The organism is Sphingomicrobium marinum, assembly GCF_026157105.1.
In the GTDB taxonomy this organism is placed as follows: domain Bacteria; phylum Pseudomonadota; class Alphaproteobacteria; order Sphingomonadales; family Sphingomonadaceae; genus Sphingomicrobium; species Sphingomicrobium marinum.
This window is the reverse complement of the sequence record NZ_JANPVQ010000001.1, coordinates 1,167,896-1,187,024: the sequence shown is the minus strand read 5'-3', so window position 1 is coordinate 1,187,024 and position 19,129 is coordinate 1,167,896. Positions and strand designations below refer to the sequence as shown.

The 19,129-nt window shown below is 54.8% G+C and carries 13 protein-coding genes and 1 pseudogene; 1 reads left to right on the top strand and 13 read right to left on the bottom strand.

From position 1 onward, the window contains the following. Positions 1 to 412: 412 nt before the first annotated feature. The 13 genes and pseudogenes from NUX07_RS05990 to NUX07_RS05940 all read right to left on the bottom strand — a co-directional run bounded on the left by NUX07_RS05990 (position 413) and on the right by NUX07_RS05940 (position 18,462). On the bottom strand, positions 413 to 1,069 hold the full coding sequence (locus NUX07_RS05990) for a response regulator transcription factor (protein WP_265529601.1): 657 nt from the start codon (positions 1,067 to 1,069) through the stop codon (positions 413 to 415). A gap of 503 nt (positions 1,070 to 1,572) precedes the next feature. Continuing rightward, on the bottom strand, positions 1,573 to 1,860 hold the full coding sequence (locus NUX07_RS11455; protein ID WP_407696144.1) for a PilZ domain-containing protein: 288 nt from the start codon (positions 1,858 to 1,860) through the stop codon (positions 1,573 to 1,575). A 73-nt stretch (positions 1,861 to 1,933) separates the two neighbouring features. Next, on the bottom strand, positions 1,934 to 2,230 hold the full coding sequence (locus NUX07_RS05985; protein ID WP_265529599.1) for a hypothetical protein: 297 nt from the start codon (positions 2,228 to 2,230) through the stop codon (positions 1,934 to 1,936). 565 nt (positions 2,231 to 2,795) lie between these two features. After that, complete coding sequence (locus NUX07_RS05980; protein ID WP_265529597.1) at positions 2,796 to 5,903, bottom strand: PAS domain S-box protein; 3,108 nt, start codon at positions 5,901 to 5,903, stop codon at positions 2,796 to 2,798. 312 nt (positions 5,904 to 6,215) lie between these two features. Next, on the bottom strand, positions 6,216 to 6,695 hold the full coding sequence (locus NUX07_RS05975; RefSeq protein ID WP_265529595.1) for a MarR family winged helix-turn-helix transcriptional regulator: 480 nt from the start codon (positions 6,693 to 6,695) through the stop codon (positions 6,216 to 6,218). A gap of 167 nt (positions 6,696 to 6,862) precedes the next feature. Next, positions 6,863 to 7,333: a MarR family transcriptional regulator gene (locus NUX07_RS05970; RefSeq protein ID WP_265529593.1), complete on the bottom strand. Its 471-nt coding sequence runs from the start codon at positions 7,331 to 7,333 to the stop codon at positions 6,863 to 6,865. Between the two features lie 87 nt (positions 7,334 to 7,420). Then, positions 7,421 to 7,801: a response regulator transcription factor gene (locus tag NUX07_RS05965; protein ID WP_265529591.1), complete on the bottom strand. Its 381-nt coding sequence runs from the start codon at positions 7,799 to 7,801 to the stop codon at positions 7,421 to 7,423. A 357-nt stretch (positions 7,802 to 8,158) separates the two neighbouring features. Then, positions 8,159 to 8,359 (bottom strand): annotated as a pseudogene (locus tag NUX07_RS11450) (PilZ domain-containing protein); the annotation flags it as partial. 703 nt (positions 8,360 to 9,062) lie between these two features. Continuing rightward, on the bottom strand, positions 9,063 to 10,811 hold the full coding sequence (locus NUX07_RS05960; protein WP_265529589.1) for a hypothetical protein: 1,749 nt from the start codon (positions 10,809 to 10,811) through the stop codon (positions 9,063 to 9,065). Then, positions 10,808 to 15,826 (bottom strand): hypothetical protein, encoded by a 5,019-nt coding sequence (locus NUX07_RS05955; RefSeq protein WP_265529588.1) that lies wholly within the window; start codon positions 15,824 to 15,826, stop codon positions 10,808 to 10,810. The genes NUX07_RS05960 and NUX07_RS05955 overlap by 4 nt, the downstream gene beginning before the upstream one ends. 55 nt (positions 15,827 to 15,881) lie before the next feature. Continuing rightward, on the bottom strand, positions 15,882 to 16,931 hold the full coding sequence (locus tag NUX07_RS05950; protein WP_265529586.1) for a hypothetical protein: 1,050 nt from the start codon (positions 16,929 to 16,931) through the stop codon (positions 15,882 to 15,884). A gap of 75 nt (positions 16,932 to 17,006) precedes the next feature. After that, positions 17,007 to 17,480, bottom strand: coding sequence for a hypothetical protein (locus tag NUX07_RS05945; RefSeq protein ID WP_265529585.1), 474 nt, complete (start codon positions 17,478 to 17,480; stop codon positions 17,007 to 17,009). A 10-nt stretch (positions 17,481 to 17,490) separates the two neighbouring features. Beyond that, positions 17,491 to 18,462 carry a hypothetical protein gene (locus NUX07_RS05940; RefSeq protein ID WP_265529583.1) on the bottom strand — a complete coding sequence of 324 codons (972 nt, stop codon included), beginning with the start codon at positions 18,460 to 18,462 and terminating at the stop codon, positions 17,491 to 17,493. A 263-nt stretch (positions 18,463 to 18,725) separates the two neighbouring features. Here NUX07_RS05940 and NUX07_RS05935 point away from each other — a divergent pair, with 263 nt between their 5' ends. Further along, positions 18,726 to 18,998 carry a hypothetical protein gene (locus tag NUX07_RS05935; protein ID WP_265529581.1) on the top strand — a complete coding sequence of 91 codons (273 nt, stop codon included), beginning with the start codon at positions 18,726 to 18,728 and terminating at the stop codon, positions 18,996 to 18,998. Positions 18,999 to 19,129 lie beyond the last annotated feature (131 nt).

Genomic DNA, 19,129 nt, shown 5'->3' with positions numbered 1-19,129 from the left:
ATCTCAAAGTATCCTCTGAGGGACACCACCCTTCCCACTTAGAGGCGGTCGATGAAGTGACGGTTCAAGATATTCAATCAATCATTGATCGGCGGAACATAAGAAGTCGTCATCTACCATCCATCCTATTTTCCGAACCAGGCTGGGAAATGCTCATCTTTCTCGCACTCCGCAAACTTCAACAACAACGTGCCACCATTCGCGAGACTTGTAGTGCTACAACTGCCCCGTATTCCACCGCCTGGCGATGGCTGGAGCGGCTTACGAACGAAGGGCTGGTTATACAGAGAGATGACCCACTCGACGCTCGTCGGAAATTCGTCGAACTTACGCCCGACGCTCTTCGTCGCGTGAGCATGACCGTCAACTTACAGCGGCAGATTGCGGATCAACTGCAAACGCACACGTGATGTTATGCGGCCTCACCCGCTCTGATCATTATCGCAACAAGTTGCGCAAGGTTGCGTACGCCAAGCCGCTCCATTGTTCTTGCACGATGCATCTCAACCGTACGGACACTTATGTTAAGATCCTGAGCGATTTCTTTATTCGACAGCCCATCGCTTAATCGTTCTGCCACCTCGCGTTCGCGCGACGTCAGACATATGATTTTGGCTCGAGCCTCTGCCTGATTTTTCGCCCTATTCTGCATGCACGCCAATTCCTCAAACTGACGAGAAATGGCCCCCATAAGCTCATCTTGTTCGTAAGGTTTGTGGATAAAATCCTTTGCTCCTAGCCGGAGCGCAGATACGGCCGCGTCCACATCTCCGTGCGCAGTCAAGACAATGGTATGCAGGTCCGAACGTCTTGAAACAATTTGCTCGATCATTTCGAGCCCATTCATCTTAGGTAAGCGAAGATCCGCCAGCACAACCCCGCTCTTCAAATAGCGCTCAATCTCAAGAAACGCCTCTGCGCTGCTAAACTGCTGCACGCTGTAACCATTTAGTCGAAGGAGACAGTCTAAGCTATCTCGGACAGCTGCGTGATCATCGATCAAGAAAACATTCGGGCAATCTTTTGACGAAGTCGGATGCTGGTTATCGAGCCCGGCTTGGGGATGCATGCCATCGTTTCTCATTCTGGCGCTGGACGTTCAGCGTGTTGAACCGAGCAGTAATGATTTTACACCATTTAAAAGATGATGGCAAATTTCGTATCGTTTTGGAACTTATATATCGTGTAGGATGGGCGATCGACAAAGGCAACAAGCAGCGATCGATTGTCGGCGGGTATCGTTCGCATGTAGTATTTCTGCATTGCGGTAAAAACCACCCGAAGAGCTGGGCAAGCTCGAATTCGGTCTGCAAGGAATTGTACTGAAAGTCTGCCTGGAATGGCAGACCAAATGGCATAGATGGATCATCCTAGGTAATTTCCCACGGACCAGATTCGAGAGTTACGAGCAAATTGGTGGATCGCAATATTTCTCGCTTGTTACCCTTGGCCCGCGTCCGTCCAGCGCGCCGGCAAATCCAGTTGCCGTGTCCGACAAGTCGATCAATCTCGTCACATCTCTGGAAAGCCCTAATCCCCTCCGAGCCATATACTTCCTCGTCGAAAGGACGATCAAAAGTTTTTGCAAAGATGATTGAAAACGGCTTCATGAATCGGTCGAGGAAACTCGACCCCCGCTGAAAACCCTTTAACCCAACAAACCACAGCCTCGAGATCCATCAGGCCAGGAAGACGAACATAAATCGTCTCGTGCACTCTCAGATTGTATGGAAGATCCAGCCGACACCCCGCTCGCGACAAATCACTAATCTTTGCCGTAACTTCCCTGCAGCCTGCTTGTCGGATCTTCACGTTGCAAACAAGCGTTAAGCGTCGTTCTTTGCGCTGGATGTTTGGCACGTCAAAACCTTTCGAACTTGATAGGGAGATGCAAGTCTACACCGAATGCTTCTGTTACTCAGTTGATGCGCGGCTACTGCAAGTTTCTAGGTTCGGTTTGAATCGTTCCGCCAGCAAATTTTCCCTGCACCCAGCGAACACGAACTGTCACACTATCGTCATTGATAAAGACCAGTTCGTATTGGCAATCTTTGCTCAACGTGCAGTCGGACTGCACCAGGAAACCGTTCTTTGAGACATTTTCTACAACTACCGGAATATGATTCCCGTTATTGTCTACAAGATTTCCTAACGCGCCCAATGCAACTCGAGGCTCGCGGACCTCTCGTCGTTTCCGTTCTGATGCGACGGATTTAAGCCAACTTTGCATATCTCTTCCTTTCTAGAAAAAAGACATAACAAGGCATGCTAGCGAAGTTGTTTTCGCACGCACCAATATGGATATTTTATGCTGACTACTATTTCCCAATAATAAGATCATGAGAAGACCGGGTGATGATCGAGACTAGCGAGACGACGCCAAATTGATTAACGATCAGCGCGAAACCCAGCGGTTCCTATCTCCACGATCCCTATCGAAAAATGCAATTATTGAATTAGTGGAACTTCGCGTGCCACAGTTAGGCTGCTCCGTGTTTAAGGCCCCGGTCTGCGCTTCGACGAAGCCATACTGATCACTTTCCGTTCCGGTCATTCTAGCTTCTGTTTGCTTTAAGCCCTTGAGAATGCTCGAGATCGTCCAAATAATCCAGTATTAACGGGCAAACATCTTCTCCAAAAACGCAGACTTCTACTGAGTGCGTGCCTCGCGGTCCGCAAGTCGGGTTTTTGCAAATTATTTTGGTCATGTTCGCTCCAAAAAGAGTTCGCTCGGATCTCAATTGTCTGGCTTGGTGTCGAGTTTACGAAGATCTGGTTTTGCAATAACTCACATCTTAGGCAGCATTCAAGAAGGCGCCGGCTTTCTTCTGGTAGTGTTTATATCCTTCGTTCCGGATGTCCGTTTCTAAGAGCGTCTCAAGTTCACGGGCTAATCTTCCCAAACCTTCCTCACCAAAATAGGCAGCATTGCCTGCGATGTTATGGAGTCGCTCAATGAGGTTCTGACGACTGCGCAAAAAACTGGATCGCTCACTCATCGTCTCCTCAATCAGCCTGAGTAACTCGCATTTTTGTTTCTCGAAAAGCTCAAGGAGATGGTCAGGCAAAGCCGTTTGTCTAATACGGTCTGGATTAGTCTTGCGACTCCATTTCTCACACAGCTGGCGCAAGCATTCTAAAGTTACCGGCTTGGCAATATGGGCCTGCATGCCAGCGTCAATGCAGCGCTGCGCGTCATCAGCAAACGCGTTTGCCGTTAGTGCGATAATCGGCAGACTCTCTGCGTCGTGCCCATTTGCACGAATTTCACGGGTGGCAGCGACACCGTCCATTACGGGCATCTGCATATCCATAAGGACGAAATCGAAGGGTGCATCTTCAAGCACAGATTGCTCGATTGCCCTAACGGCATCTAAGCCGTTTTGTACTATTTGAACCTCGAAGCCAGCTTGGTCTGCCATGGCTTTCATGAGTTGTTGGTTTACTTCATGATCTTCAGCTACGAGAACGCGACAAACATCGCGAATCCCGGCAGTTTCACCGGAGGTTATCTCAATCGGTTTGTCCCCAGCCTCAGCCAGTTTGAGCGGTAACACAAGTTTAAATTCCGACCCAATGCCCGGTGTACTAGAAAGGCGTATTGACCCATTCATGAGACGAGCAAGTCGGGAGCTAATTGCCAGGCCCAGTCCGGTTCCACCATATACCTGCGCAGTGCCCTCGCTTGCCTGAACGAATTGGTTGAAGATCTCCTCAAGGCGATTTTCCTCAATACCGATCCCGGTGTCTTTCACAGCCACAACGAGATTATCTCTGTCGTTTTCTTTTTCCAGACTCGCGATCACACGCACGCTCCCGGCATCGGTGAATTTAATGGCGTTGCCCACTAGATTTAGCAGGATCTGTCGAAACCGCAGAGGATCAATTCGGTGTGTGGTAGCCAGATCTGAGGGCCATTCAAGGGCAAGTGTGATGCCCTTTTGCGCTGCAGTCGGTTCCATTATCGCGACGGCTTCCGATGAAGCTTTCTGGAGATCTACCGTACGCTCTACGAGAGTCATATGACCTGCTTCGATCTTTGAAATATCTAGAATGTCATTGAGAAGCGTCATCATGGCTTCGCCGGATTGACGGATCATCGATGTATAGCGCCGCTGTTCATCATCAAGCTCGCTTTGAGCCAACAGTTCAGTGAAGCCTAATACACCGTTCATTGGAGTCCTGATTTCATGGCTCATATTCGCGAGAAAATTCGATTTTGCGCTTGCTGCTGCTTCGGCACGTTCATGTGCCTCCTTTAACGCGGCTTCAAATTTCTTATGGTGGGTGATGTCTATGAGAACGCCGATAAAGCCAATCATCTCCCCTGCCTCATTGTGCTCGGTTTGGCTTAACACAGACACCCAACGCACGTCGCCTTGTGGCCGGAGCCACCTGAATTCGGTGGTCAGCTTACAGCAATTGTCCACCGCGTGGCGCCACTCATGGAAAACGCGATCGCTGTCGTCCGGGTGCAGTGCCTGGCTCCAACCCTCGCCCTGTGCTTCGTCAAAGTGAAGTCCGGTAATCGCCTGCCATGCTGCGTTGACGTACGTGCAGTCGCCGGCTGGGCTAGTTCTGAAAATACCGACAGGGGCCAAATCGGCCAAAGTCTGGAATTGCCGGTTGCTTTCTCGCAACGCTTGCTCTGCCAACCTCGTATCGGTGACATTCCGAATGTAGCCTGCGGTCCCAAGGAACGAACCATCGTCATCCGTAAGACGGCTTACTGAAACCGCAATGAACGTGAGTTCGCCGTTCGCGTTAGAAAAGCGCTGGTCGAACGATGCCGCATTGATCTCGCCATTGGCCAGTTTGATATAGACTGGCAAATCTCTTTCCAAATCGTCAGGATGCAAGAGCTTTGTCGTTGGCCAACCAAGACTCTCCTCAATACGGAAACCCGTAAGCTTTTCCCAAGCTGGATTCAAAAAAGTCCAACGCCCCTCTTGATCGGTTCGAAATATCACTTCGTGGATATTATCTAGAATGGCTTGATTGAAGTCGCGGCTTTCTCGCAGCTTTCTTTTAATTCTCATCCGCTCTTCGAGCTTGATCGCAACTGGTAGGCCCGCCAAAAGGTTTGAGGCCAAAAACACTTGTAGAGCGAATATTTGATCATGAACGCCACCTCTAACCAAGGTGATCGGTCCTAGATTCAAAGCAGTCGCAGTAGATGCAATGAGCGTTGCAATTGCAATTGCCACAGCTGTCGCAAGTGTCCCTCCTCGGAAGGCCGCATAGATAATTGCCGGACAAACCAAGAAAAGGAAGGGATAGTCCGAAAGAAGGAAAACGGTGACAGTGGCGATTGCGACTATGGATCCACTATGAACTATCTCTTTGAGGTTTTTGCGACTAAATTTCCGCAATCTTTGTCCGTCGATAAACATCACCAGGCATGGCGTCAAAATGAGCAGGCCGAGCGCGTCGGCGCTAAACCACAAGAACCATAGCTCACCAAAGCTAGCATTGGCTGAGATCACAAGAAACGAAGTGGCTATCGCGCCAGAAATCGCCGCGGCCGGAAGGAAGACGACCGACATTTTTAGGAAATGATCCATTTTGCGCGGCTTCCAGCGCTTACCTACCCACGACCGCCAAAGGAACAGAATAGTAAGCACTTCTACCGTATTGGCCGCAGACAATACGATCGAGGTCAGCGGGGCATCGCCGACCCCGAGATTGGCGATGACGTTGGCGCAGTAGCACGCCATTATCAGCGCAATTTTCGCCCTACGATTGCAACGAAAAAGGAAAGCTAACAAAAAAGAATTTGCAACCCATACCGCAGCGATGCGCCCATCAAGGCGGGTGAGCTCTATGCTGACCCACGCCAATAGACCAAATATGATCGCCACGAGAATTGTGAGCCTGACCTCACGAACCTTCAGTTTTAGCACGACTAACCCTTATCTACCGATTGAGGTTAACCGTCTCTCAAAATGGTTATTTTGGCGTTGGATCAAACTCCAGATCGGAGTTAGTTTTGTGTGGCTTGCGCGTCTCGGGCCTCATGCAAGGCTCTATCCAAATGTATCGCTGCAAGATCAGCGCCATTACGATCGAGTATTTCGAGTGCTATTTGCATTAATTCAATAGCTCTATCGATCCTGGTGTCTGGTTGCGTTGAGCTGAAATTCTTAGACAACGTTTTACGTCCCATTGATATTGGCAACGGAAGCGTTAGGCGAAAAGGGTTAAGATGTTAAGACTCAGAAACCCGTACTTTCTCTCACAATCTTCATAAATTGGTTCAGTTGGGCCATCGCCAGACCAGTTAATTCGAGAAACTTTCGTCGGCCGTCTAGCGGATCAGGATGTTCTTCGATATAGCCCCGTTTGACAAGCGAACCGATCCAACGCAACGAGGTTGTTGCCGGCGCTCGCACGATTTTTTGGATGTCAGACACGACGACGCGTTCTTGGCGTAGCTCTTTGGAGTACAGTACGAGCAGGATATTCCATCCAGGTTCACCAAATAGCCATTCAGGGAACACAGTTCTGCGCGCGGCTCGCAGCTCAAGCAAAATTTCTGCTTGGCGAAGATTGTCAGCTTGATTGGCCGACAGGTTAATCAATGGTGCTGGGTTATCTTCTGGAGATAACGCGACCTCACGCGTATCCTGCACTCTTTCGCCGTCGTTAGCGGCTTTACGATCCCCACTTAGCCCATTTGAGTTACTCGACGCCACGATCGATCCTTCTGCCCCACAAAAGAGACTTTCAGGTTACCCGAGCTAAGTTAGCTTAGCAGAATAGACTAGCTTTACAACACCATCGGACGACCGGCGAAGCGCAAGGTAGGCACCGGGGGATTTTTACCTCGCTAATATGCGACTTCATCAACGAAGCGCCTTCATCAACGAAGCGCCTTCATCATCTCGTGGGCACACCAAGCATGCATTTGATCAGCCAGATCCTCTTTTAGCACTATGTAAATTCGGCGTTTGTCATATGGATCGCTCATTCGCTCGATCTGGTTGTTTTTCTCAAGGCGATCAAGCCAGCGCAGCACCGTAGTCTGGGGCGTTTTTGCATCGATGCCAATACTACCTATGGTCAATTTAGTCTGATTGAGATGGGCCAAATAGAGGTCGAGCAAGATGTCCCACCCAGGCTCCCCGAAAAAGCTTTCGTCGAGGAATGACGACCGGCATGACCTCGACTTAATCAGGCCGGTGACAAACTGAATCTCGAGACGCAATCCATCAACAGGAATCGGCGCGGCTGCAATTTCGTTTGGTCTCATCGGACGATTCAAATCTGCCTGCTCGCGCTGGCTTTCAATCGAGACGATGTTTTCTTTGCTCCAGAATGCATTTGTCGGCATAATTTGTCTCCCTCACGGAGACTGCGTTAATACACCGCTTACTATAAGTTAGTTTACTAAAGGCCCAGTTTGGATCTATCCGACTGTTTAGGGCCGTGCTGAGGTTTTCTTCAAAAGGCTTTCGACTTTAATTTGAAGGTCGATCGGATCATGTGGCTTAGTCAAATAGTCGTCAGCTCCATCTCGAGCTAGGTCAACCAAGTCTGCGTCCCTCTGGCTTGCCCAACCCGTCAGAACCAGGACTGGGAACTTTGTGATGCGCGCGCGAAGCTCGCGTAGGAGATCTACGCCAGATTCTTTCGGCAAATCGCAGTTCAAGATCAACAAGTCGAGATTCTGGTGGGCAATGACTTCGACCACATGTTCACTATCCTGCAGTGCATCTACGATATGACCAGCCGGCTCGAGCGACAACCTGACAAGTCTTATTTGCAGTTCATCATTATCAACGATGAGAATCTTAGCCATACGTACGATACCTTCCTAGAATGATCTCCTAAAGACTGCCGTCTATTTCTCCGGGCTGCCCTTCAGTGCGGCTTGATTGTCATTCGCGCCGCCAAGAAGATGCGCTCGGACCTGTTCCATCGGAGCGGCAAGCGCAGAATCGACGATCTGCGCCGCCATAACGGCTGCAATCAATCCAACAACTCCGAGCGATGAAAACTCAATCAGGCGGCTTAACCATCTGGCACTGTCCTCAGTCTTTTGTACGCGGCGGCGGCGCGCTCGGCGTTCTTTGCTAGGGTATGCCCCCTTTGAGGGTGTGAAACTTTTCAGTGTATTGACGTTTAGAACCGTATCAGCGTGAGCGCCGCAGCACTCGCCGTCGGCCCATCTAATTTGCCCCACCAATACGTGAGGCCCCCGCCGGATTTCGACGAAGTGGCCGCGCTGGAAGACCATCGGACTACGGAATTTAAACCCTCGTTCGGATACGTTGAGAATGACTACGTCCGTCCACTGGGCTCCCACCCTCATTCGGCCGGGCATCTGGACGTCAATTCGTGGGGCTCGCGGTCTCATCAGTCAAAGGTGAAGATTTTCCGCGAAATTTGTCTTCACTATTTAACCGATCTGGATGCGATGGATTAAAATCAGGGCGCGATCACCCAGGTTCTCATGCTCAACATAATGCAATGCCGTATGCTATTTGGATGATCGTTTACTGGAGGCGGGAGGCTCGAACGAGCGAACATGCGTTCAAACTTCATCATGATGACTGGGTTTGCGGGGTTCGTATTGATAGTTTTTGCGACCTACCAAATCATCTTGGCTTTCTATAATCGCCGGCGCTGTCCGGTTCCACCATTGGCTGCCGTTGTGGAATGGTGCCTCGGGGCAGCCATATTTGTTTGGGCAGCTATCGCCGGAGTATGATTCGGTCACTCAAATTCGGTCAGGCGCAGCTCAATTAACTGGCCGGTCTCTTTGGTCATTAGAATTGTCTTCGTAAAGCTTATCGTTTGGTCTTCGCGAGCAGCACCAAACCACATGGCTCTGGACGCTCTTCCTGCGTTCACAATCCGAGCAGCGACTCTTGTTCTTGCGTAGACGCCATCAACCGTGTCCGGTGATGGCTTTTCGCAGACACACAAGAGGAGGAGCCAGATCATTACGTCATGATCGGCTCAATCCTTCAACTACGTATTGGACTACGGTCCATAATGGAAGATTTCGGGCTCGAATGTTCCGACAATCCGAGGAATATGGTCAAAAATTGACTAGATCAATTGATGCGATATCGCACATTTATCGTGAAGTTACCCCGAGCAGCAAACATGCCTTTCGGGTTGATCCGAAATGCGTCAATGCTTGCGTCACAACCCTCAACGTCTGGTGAAGGAACGTAAGTCCAGCTTGCGCCATCGTCGTTCGAAAATTCAAGATCATCATTCGCTGCTGCAAGTTCGATAAAGCTGAATGACAGCTGCGACGAGGTGGGTCCATCAGAGAAGCCAACCGGCCCCGAACCATTCGCTGCAATATCGGTAACGCACATTTTCGTATTTTCAGGAGTCAAATCGGAGACGATAACACTGTCGCTGTCTACAGCAGCGTCGTTCGGGTTCGTCACGACGATTGCGTATTCAATCAAAGCGCCTGGAATGGTGTGAGGGTCCGCGGTTCCTCGCACCGGATCACTGACTACCGAGCTCACCTTCGTGACGCTGAGTGGCACTACCTCACTTTGCTGATATGTTGCTTGTGCGACGGGTGTCGTAGCGTTGCCGAAATATGCTTGCGCGCTATTTACGTAAGTCCCGGCATTAGTAGGGCGAGATGCGCGATATTGCAGTGTAACGCTGCCACCAGCCGCAATTGCATAGCTTTGGCCTCGCTTTCCTCTAAAGGTCAATATGCCGGTTGCACCTGTCACCGGAATACTGCTCGAATTTCCGGCGGTAACGTCGCTTAGTGCAGTCAACCCTTGAAATGTCATGTCGCTAGGCAATTGATCGACGAACCGACCAATTTCAGATGCGAACGCGGATGGATTGCTTATCGTAATAGTGTAGATGAGGTCGCCGCTTTTTCCAACGAAGGCGTTTGTCTCACTGACGGTCTTAGAAATCGTGAAGGGATTCGTCGCGCCCGGAAAATTAATGGCGATGCTCCCCGCGCCGTCGAAATTGCCAGTGTATTTTATGTTGGTGTTACCCGAGGTTTGCGCAGCATAGGGTCGCGCCGTCGTCGACGCGCCGCCACACATATACTGAAAGCTATACCGCACATTGATGAAGTAATTATTCCCCGGCTGTCTGTTCGGTTGAACGAAATACAACCTATCGACTGCGCCAACGGTTACAGCGTTCAGATTACTGCCCGTGACTTCAGTCTTCATCAGACGAAAACAGGCAGCATCGAAGTTTTGCCCGCCGGAAGGCTGCAAAAAATACTCGTCGCCCGCCGCGGTTCCACCAAAGTCGTACTGCGTGTCAAAGGCGATTGTTTGCCCAACGACTGCGCCCGGTCCAAGTACGGAGGAGATCACATTTCCGCCTGCGTTCGCGCTTATCGCTTTGCGGATTGTGAGAACAAGCGTGGAAACCTGCGTTCCGGCACTCGATGATAACGTGATTTGGGGCGTCGCTGTTGCCAACTCATTGCACGAATAGCCCGTAAACCAGTAAACAGCGATGCTTGCGCCTGGATCCAAGGTCCCTATGTCTTGGGCGGCCGGCTGACCGCCGGCGAGATAGATATTGGCATTGAGGCCGCTGATAGTGGCCACGACATCATTTGCGCGCGCGCCGGTGTTGGTAATCACCCCACCGACAAACATTGCTGTCGGACCGTCATTGGGGCATTTGTTGCTGTCGATAATCATCGACTGGGTATTGGTCGCGCTGTTGCCGGTCCGCAGTTGAAAGCTTAGCTGCGCGTTGGCCGGCGAAGCGAACAGCATCATGGCGAATAAGAGCGTCGCAAAACCGTATTGGAATCGGCTTCTTATCAAATTGCGCACTTTCGTCATCGTTTGAGCCCTAGAAAGCTAAAGCTGTCAGTGTCGAACTTAAAGCGCGCTGAAATGAACAGTCCCTTGTCGGTGAAGCGCGCCGTCGAAAAATCGTCATCCTCGAAACCCTCGATGTTGTAGCCTACCACGATGGCAAGGTCGGCGACCGGCGCGATCTCCACCATCGGGCCGAAGCTGTAGCTGGTGAGGCCGTGGGTGACATTGGCGCGCATGCTGCCCATCGCGCCGAGGCTCACATGATCGTTGATGCCGACGCGCGCATCGATACCGCCCAGCAGCGACCAGCCTGACAGGTCGAATCCTTCAAAGCTGTCAAAGTTATAGCGGCTGCCGAGAAAGAGGCCGAACTCGCTACCACGAAGTAGCTCGTTGGTCTCGTCATCGCGATCGCGCGGGGACCAGTTGGTCGAAATGCTGCCGATCAGGCGGCGTGAACGCGAATAACCGTTCACGGTGAGGGCGGTTCGCCCGGCGGGACCTGCTTCGCCCGCGACAGCGCCGGATACAGTATCACTGCGATACTCAAGCTTGGTCAGGAAGGCGAACTCGGACCCGTCGGGACGGTAGGCGGCAGAAATGGCACTATCGAAAATCTCGGTCTCCGGGCCGCTATCAGCCTCAGCGCGGGTCCAGGTGAAGCCGCTACCGACCACGCTGCCTTCGCCCAGCTGGCGAATGACACCGCCAGTGATGCCGACGCGGTCGGCGAACTCGCCATCGCGATACTCCCCGCGTGCGGTCGCGCTCCACGGGCCAGAACGATAGGCACCGCCAAGCGTCACCGCGGTAAAGTCCTCGAATAGACTGCCCGACTGGCCAAGATGGCCGCCGCTTGCCGCGGGCTGGTCAGGATTGATGAGATCGCGAAAATCGCTTCCGGACAGAGTGCGATTATGATCGAACGTCGCGTCGACGATAAAGTTCTTGGTGACCTGAAGGCTTTGGTCGACCCCAAAGGCGGCAAAGCTGCGCTGGCCGCGCTCATCGATAATCTGATTGCCAAGTAAAGTCGTCACGCGGCCGCCATCCCACGGCGTCAGTTCAAGGCCAACGCGAGCGGTACGGGAATCGATTGCTTCGCCTTCAGCGATTTCATAATCGGCTTTCAGGCGCACGTCCTGGCTAAGCGCATAGCGCGCACCGAGGCGATAGCGTGCCGGCAGGTCGATGGATTCGGCAGCGTCGAGTGCGATGCTGCTGCTGGCCGAAAGTTCGAGACGATTGTCGAAGAGGCGCTGCACCCCGCCAACTTCTAGCACGGTCGAACGCGCGCTGTCGCCGTTTGCCAGCGTGTCATCGAAATGAGTGATGCCGACGCGAAGGTCGGTATCGCCGCGGCGCAGGTCGCCTCGCAGCTGGACGGCGCGGCGCTCACTATCGTCGACTAGGCTTTGGTCTATCCAAGCACTGGCGCTGAATGAGAGCGAGTCATCGAAGGCGTAGCGGGCATCGATGCCTATTTTCCGGCGGCCCTGCTCGGCGCGGTTGAGCTGGCCGACGCCATAACCGGCCTCTACGCTGCGGGCGTAGGCCAGCAGGTCGAGACTGCGGTCGTGATGTTCGGCTTCGATCATCCAGGCGGTATGTTCGTTCCCATCACGACGCGACAGGCCGACTTCGGCGCGGACTTCGGTGGCATTGCCGATGCGTGCGCGCAAGTCGGCCGCGACCAGGTCGGTGCGATCGCCCTCGCCTTCGTCAGAGATCACGGTCGCGCCGACGCGCACCTTGTCCTCAACTACGTCGACCGTGGCGCGCAGGCCAGCGTTGAGCTTGGCCTCGCCGTCGTTATCAACTTCGTAATCGATGACGATGAATCGCGGATTGAAGTCGGCGTCGCGGCTCAGAATCGGCCGGGTGAAGTGGATCGTGCCCGACAGGAGGTCGATATCGTAGTCGATAAAACGGGTAAGCGTGTCGCTTTCAAGGATCAGCTCTGAACGGAAACGGTCGCGGGTTTCAATAGTCACCGTCTCACTGTTGGGCACAATTGCGCGGCTCGACAGGGCATAAGGCCCGCTGATGCCACCCCCCTGGATTTCGTCGCGGCGATGACGCGTAGAGATTTCGGCGGCGAACGCCTCGATCTGCGCGGGACCCAGCCGCGCTTCGCCCTTGAAGCCGGTCGCGGTGCGCACGTAGCTGGCGAGCGCAGTATCGTCGAAGCCGGTGACGAAGTCGCCGTAGAGTGCGTAGAAAGTCGATGTCTCGACGCGCACGTAGAGCTTGTCGCGGCTGGCGGCGTCAAAGCGACGATCCGAACCATCGGCGAACACCGTGTAATAGGCATTGGGATCTATGGTGCCGAGCAGGCGCTGGTCGTCTTCCTGCTTGGCGCTGTCATAGGACAAGGTCAGCAGATAGCGGCCGAGCACTCGGCCCTTGGCGTAGAGAGCGACGCGGGCATGCTCGCCAAGGTCGCTGTCGAACGCGCCATCGCGCTCCATATTGTCGGCGACCGTCTTGGCACCGATCGATCCTTCGGCAAGGCCGACGATGGTCCAGGGCTGGTCGCCCGGCAGCATCCAAGCTTCGATCGTGTCACGGCGCGTGGTGTCACGGTCGGAGAAATCAAAGTCGAGCTTCAGCGAACCGCTGACCATTGTCGGCGCGAGTTCGATGAAGGCGATGCCGTCATCGCCCTCGATGGTCCAGGTCGGCGCAATCGAGCCGATGCCGGACAGTTGGCGTGCCTGTAGCGCTTCGATGGCCTGCGCGCTCTCATAGGGCGCGCTGACGGTGAAGGGGCCGCTCACGCCCGAGCGCACCGGGTGCCCCTTGCGATCGGTGAAACGCACGGCCAGCACCGGGCGGGTAGAGCCGTCGGCGACGAGGTTGGACTGGTCGGCCACCAGCTTAGCGTTGAGCGGCGCACCCGAATAATGGATCACCCGTTCAAGATCCGCTGCCACAGTGTCGCCAGCGCCGACGACCTTGGCCCGCAGGCGGTTCGCACCGTCCTCAATAGCCACGCCGCGCCAGATACTAACGGCATATGCACCGTCGCTCGATGTGCGGATGCCGTCATAGGTCAGCGGGTCGACGGGCTTGTTGTTGACCGTCAGTTCGACCTTGTGATCGGTGCCGTGACGCACGACGACGCGGGTCGCAGCGGCGCGCGGGTTCTGCTGTGTGCCAGGAAAGAGAAACTCGATCGGACCGTTGCCGAGCGCCAGCCAGTCGGTATCCGCGCCCGCGGCATCACGGTTGCTGACGGGGTCATTGACGACCGGCGCCAGTGCCAGCACACCTTCGGGCAGTTCGGCGTGGAAATCGACTACGACCAGGCTGCCACCCTGGCCGCTCACGAAGCGGTTGTCGGCGTTTCCGGCGCTGCGGGTCGAGCGAGTGCAATCGATGAAAGCGCCGCCTTCGGGCAAGGTTGCGCGCTGCGCTTGCACCACGTGATTGCCCGGCACCACGCCCTCGAAATGATAGCGACCTTCGGCATCGGTGATGGCAAAGCTGCCGTCTTCCATCATAACGCGCACACCGGGAATGCCGGTGCGCGGCTCGTCGGCGACGCACGGCCCGTCGGTGACACGGCCGATGATCGTCATCCGATTGCCGATCGTCTCGCGGTCGACCAGCAGCGAGGCCTGCGTTGTCACTTCGTTTCCGAAAATGTCGGTCGCGACGGCTTTGTTGATGGCACGTCCCGGCGGTGCGTCAGCGCGCACAATCATTGCGTAGGACACGGTGCGCGATGCACCGGCGGCGATGTCGCCAAGCGCGATTTCGAGTGTCCCGCCATCGGGGGAGATTGTGACAGCCTCAGGCGCCACGGCCCCATCGATGCGAATGCTTTCGCGGCGCAGGCGCAGCCAGCGCGAAGGCGTGTCGGTGACGCGAATATCGCGCTTGATACGGTCAGCATCCTGGTTGCGCACGGTGATGGTGTAGAAGACCGCATCGCCCGGGTAAGCGCGGGCCTGCGACACGTCCTTGGTGATCGACACCGCGATGGAGGGCCGGTCGAGCGGGATATCGACACGCACCGGCAGCGGGGAATCCAGCAGGAAGCTGCCACCATATGAGGCGTCGTTGATGACAAAAGGCAGTCCGTCTGGGCGCGTCAGCAACGCGATCTTCTCGGGCGGGACCTGCGACGGCGCCGAATAAGGGGTCGGCGGCTGGATGATAAAGCTATATTCGCCGAGATTGGTCAGCGGGAAGCGGTATTCTCCGTCGCCAATCTCGAAAACGTTTCCAGCACCATAGATGACATCCTCGCCCGAAATAACGGTCGAGGGCCAGGGCGTAACGCCGTCATCAGCAAAAACGGTAGCCGGCTGGCCCGTATTGGCATCAACAATGGTTATTCGCGCGCCGTTGACCGGGTCGCCCGTTTCGCTGTCGAAGATAATGCCAAAGGGATCGGCCAAGATATTTACCTGGGTCGAGATGATCGGCCCGGCTGTGGCATCGGCATGGAGGGCCACTTGCACATGGTCGCCCGCGGCGACCGACAGGCGGCAATCGAGTTCGACCGGTTGCGGCGGGCGCGACGTGGTCGCGATCTCACCGGCAAATATGCCCGTATTCGCGCCGGTTTCGAACGCGGTGAGTATTTCGAGATCGCCAGCCGGCGTGGTAATAATCACAATAACATGATTAACCGTATCGGCACTTGTATTAGCAAATGCAGCGTCAAAGCGAAAGACGATGCGTTCACCTACTCGATAGCTGTCGGTGTGGGTAACGCTGGCCGAAGCGGTCCGGGAAGTGTCGGCCGCAAGCGAAGCACCGCTACCTTCACATTTTGTCTGCGGAAGATCGATACTGAGCCCCGAACCGCCGTCGTAGCGGAATGTCTCGACGGTGACGGCGGGACGGGAAATCGTCGTAACAACGGGATTGGACAGCACTTCTATCGATTGATCCGCGCGCTGCCAGACGGCCCGCGCAATATTCTCGATGTCCTGCGCCTTCGCCGCCCCCACGGCGTGCAGCATCGTTGCCGCTAGAAGCAGCGTCAATGCGAACACACCGAAGGGACGGGTCAGGTTCATGCGAGGACTCGATGTGGCGCGGCGGGCGGACGAGCCGTTCCGCCGCTTTCCCTCATCAGTTGATGGTCGCCCGGAACAGCAGGGTGCGCGTGTCGCCACCCGCCAGATCCTGAAGCGAACCCGACACCGTCCCGCCGCTGAAGCTGCCGCCCGAGGTGCCATCCGCCAAGCAGGCGCCGGAACCATCGACCGTGCCGTTCAGCCGGATGCCAAACGTCGCGTCATAGGAGACGGTCGTCGGGATCGTATCCGAGACGGCAATATCGGTTGCGGTCGCGCTGCCGGTGCTGTTGGAAACAGCGATGCAATATTCGACGATCGCGCCTGGGATGAACTTGGGATCGCTGGCGCCATTGACCGGGTCGCTGATAAGACGACTGGTCTTGTCGACGCTAATGCCCGCGGCCTGGACGGTATAGTCATCATTGTCCGAAGCGCTGGCGACACCGCCATTGCTTACGGCCGACACGAAGACGGTATCCATGTTTGCGGTATTGGCACCCGCTGTTTCAGTCACAGTTGCGCCAAGCGCGTTGGCGGTCCCGGCTTCGGCCGCAGTCGCCGTCAGCGTCACGCCGGCAACGTCGCCGGAAGTCAGGCCAAGCGGAATGTCAGCAACTACGTGGACGACCGAATCGTCGTCAGCGGCGATTTCGTCGAGATAGAAGATCTCTGTATCGCCAGCGCCATAGACATTGTCTCCATTATCCAAGAAGTAGCGCACATTGGTGACGTTGAAGCTGTCGGTACCGCCATGCGCGGTCGTCGCACCATTGTTCGCTTGAGTAGCAAGCAAGTCGAAGTCGAGCGCAGCATTTGACAGATTGGTGATACGAAACGTCGTTGCCTGTTCGGTCTGCCCAGGCCCCACCGAAGTAGTGGCGTTGCCGACCTCTTCGACCGTCAAGTTGATCTTTCGGTCCACAATAAAGCTGTCGGAGCCTGTGGCGGCTGTTTGGCTTACATTGTTGACCCTGTAATCAACTGAAGCCGTATTTTGAATCGTCGAGCCGGCTGGCGTGCCATCCGCCATGGCCGGACTCGCACTGACCAAAGTAAGTGCGATGGCACTAACTCCGCCCAGCAATTTGCTGGTTGTTTTCATTATCTTAGTCCTCACAAATTCCTGGTCCGCGCTTTACCGAGCCCGCCCGCGAACCTTGGGCGGTCCAATCGCCTCTCAGCGGACGATTGCGTAATATTGGAGCTGACCGACCTCTCCGGGCTGAACCTTGGCGAGCAACCAGCGAACATGGGTCACATCGGCGGAAATCGCCGCGCGTGGCTTGCCCGAAACGGCGTCTGTGACCATCATGTCAGCAAGTGCACCCCAGCTATCACCGCCATCGACCGACACTTCATGTTCGGCAGCGCCTTCGGCAGCGAGCATGACGGCAGACGGCATAGGGTTGGTGACGACGAAATCTTCAACCAGATCGCTACCGACATTGCGGTAGGAGATAGTGAAACGCAGCTTGTCACCTGGCACGACCTTGGCCGGCTCAACGAACTGGGTCTGTGCGCCCTCCTTAGTCAGGATTTCCTGCGCGAGTTCCACGTCGCTATCCAACTGGATAGCGGGGGATTGCGCAAAGGCGGGGGTCGCCGCAAAAAGCGAGGCGACGGCGATCAAAATGGTGGGTTTTCCGAGCATTTACAGGCTCCTAGTTGATGATGACGCTAAAGGTGATCGTCTTGGAATTACCGCCGGTGACATCGCCCAACAGCACGTCGATCCCGGCAGACGAAGCCTGCCCGGCGTCGGCATCGGCGGCATCGGAGAGCAGCGCGCCATCTAGTTTTAGGCTATTATTCTGGTAGCTGGTGCCGCCAGGAATCACATCGGTAATGCGCAGCCCTTCGGCGGTCCCGCTTCCGTTGACGTTGGCAACAATGGAATAGGTCAGCACCGCGCCCGGCACAGCTTCGGTGCCGCCGAACGGGTCGACCACGACAACCGATTTGGTGAGGCTGACATCAGCCAGCCCGACGATAATGGTGCCAGCGTCGTTGTCCTGTGCGGTGCTGGAACCGACAACGGCATCGCCGCCACCCTCGCCCTGCCCAGCAAAAACGGTGCCCGGTGTGCCGCTGCCGGTCTCGGCTTCGGCAATCAGGCTAACTTGGCTGGTATCGCCATCGTTCACTCCAGCCGGGTTGTTCACAATCACGAAGACCGTGAGGCTGTCGTCCGGCTGGATCAGCGGCGTGGCGCCGCTCGGCGTAATAATGGCATCGAGGCCATCGTCATAAACGCCATTGCCATTGCTATCGACCGCGATGCGGTCGACAGTCGTATCATAATCATTGCCAGGCACCGATGGGTCAGCAGAAAGCGTGAATGCTTCCTCGCCGTTTCCCGTGTTCGTCACGCTAAAATTGAGGACGACCGGATCTGACCCACCATCCGACGGTGCGGTATTGAGCGAAGTGACGGCAACGTCGAGGAGCTCGTCCACGGTCAGCTGCACGGTGTTTGAATCGACCGAGGCCGTCGTGCCGCCGCTGTTGTAGCTCGCGCTGGCGGTGTTTTCGATCAATGTGCCTGCACGCACGCCATCCGCTCTGGCGGGTGACGCGATTGCACAGGCAGCGATTGCTGACAAAATCACAGCTTTGTTTAACGTCTGGTCCATAATGGACCTTTTGAACAAAGCCGGTAAACATTTAGTAAAACCGGGTCTGGGTGATTGAGAACCGATACAGCAACAACCTATTAAAACTCCGGACATTTTTATTGTTCAAAGGCTGCTCACCTCTCCCAAGGCATGACCCATGACTCTGTTGGAGTTGAGTTAACCTGCTAGTTATTCTAAGCAAGAGAGGGCTTCCTAATCGTAGTGCCGTATGTGTTTCGTAACACCGGACTCTACGCTCCGCGCTTTTGGAGAGACGATCGATGGCGGAGAACTGGCGCAAATCAACAAAATGGCTGCCTTTGAAGCGAGAAGGCGTTGCGACATACGCATGCTTCACCGATGGCAAGCAGATCCTTTTCGACACGTCCGGAGGGATCACAAAATTCGATCCAGCGCACTTTCCGGGCATTCCGGGTGAAAGTTGGGTAGAAGCAAAACTCGACTGGGCAGGCAGGATTAAAACAATTATGGTTTTACATGAGGTTGCGCCGGCTAGCTTATGTGGCATGTTAGCACCTAGAAGCCGCAAATAGTCATCTCGCAAAGGGATGGAACGCTAGCTTTCGAGGCTCATGCCATTCAATAATCCGTACTCTTGGCTCAAATCGCGCCTCACGTCTGCATTTTTCCTCCAACAGCTAACCCTAGACCAGCGGGCAGTCAT